The sequence below is a fragment of the Streptomyces sp. NPDC006624 genome, assembly GCF_040611555.1.
Classification (GTDB): Bacteria; Actinomycetota; Actinomycetes; order Streptomycetales; family Streptomycetaceae; genus Streptomyces.
Map to the genome: position 1 here is coordinate 1 of NZ_JBEXOM010000091.1, position 1,132 is coordinate 1,132.

Annotated in this window: 2 protein-coding genes; both read right to left on the bottom strand. The window is 70.0% G+C overall.

Annotated features, from left to right (window positions below; translation table 11 throughout):
• Positions 1-165 precede the first annotated feature (165 nt).
• The gene (locus tag ABZY20_RS37370) at positions 166-594 is read right to left on the bottom strand and encodes a hypothetical protein (RefSeq protein WP_074870516.1); all 429 of its coding nucleotides are present in this window, start codon (positions 592-594) and stop codon (positions 166-168) included.
• Positions 595-692: 98 nt separating this feature from the next.
• A partial coding sequence (locus tag ABZY20_RS37375) for a hypothetical protein (protein WP_356448011.1) occupies positions 693-1,132 on the bottom strand: 440 nt, incomplete at its 5' end.

Consider the following 1,132-nt stretch of genomic DNA (forward strand, 5'->3'; position numbering starts at 1 on the left):
AACCGCGCGACTGCCTGGATGCGGTCGAGACCTTGCGCCGGCTGTTGAAGGACTCAAACAAGCGCTGATGCGCAGGCGCCGACCGGCCGCGGTCGCGCGCACCGGCCTCAGAAAACAGGGCGCCCGCGGGCGCCCTGTGCATTCGCCGCTACGCGCCGCCGCGGCTCAGGTGTAGCCGTCGAAGTAGTACGCCGTCGCCTGCACCTGCCGGCTCGCGCCGGTGTCCAGGTCGGTCACCGTGGCCTGCAGGATCGCGATGCCGTCGCCCATGCGGTCGGTGGCGATCTGCACCGCGCACGCCGACTGATTGGCGCAACTGGCGACGATGGCGTTGTTCTCCAGGTTGCGCCAGACGTAGCTGTAGTTGCCGGCCGGCAGGCCGGTCACCGAGAACACCGCCACCGACGGGTCGTGGGCGCCGTTGGGCACCCACAGCGAGGTGCACTGATCCGCGGTCGCGATGTCGAAACGGAAGGTGTCGACATAACACTCCATGCCGGCGTTGCCGACATTGCCGGCGTGGGCCGGTTCGGCGTGGCCCATGGCCAGCGCGAGCGCGACCGCGCTCAGGCCGATTGCTGCGTTGATGCGCATGAAACTCTCCTTGTCCGATGAACGTACGGCGCGCTGCGGCGCGCGCCCGGCCAACGCGGCGAAGCGGACCGGCGCGCACGCCGGCCCGCTCCGGGCGATCAGGTGTAGCCGTCCCAGTAGTACGCGGTCGCGTCGAGCGTGCGCTGCGCGCCGGTGGCCAGATCGGTCACCACCACGCGCAAGCGCGCTTCGCCGTCGCCGCGGGTTTCGGTGGCGATCGGAACGAGGCAGTACTGCACGTTGCCGCAGCCCGACGGCGTCTGCCCGGTTTCCAGGTCGGTCCAGGCGTAGCTGTAACTGCCCGCCGGCAGCCCGGCCACTTCGAAGAACGCCACCGATGGATTGTTGGCGGTGCCCGGCGTCCAGGTGCTGTGGCACCACTGCGCCTGCGGCACGTCGAAGGCGTAGGTATCGACATAACACGTCAGTTGCGCGCCGCTCAGATCGCCGGCGCGCGCGGGCGCGGCGGGCGACAGCGACAACACGGCGGCGAAGCCCGCCGCGATCAGCATCTTGCTCACATCCATGACCCCCTCCC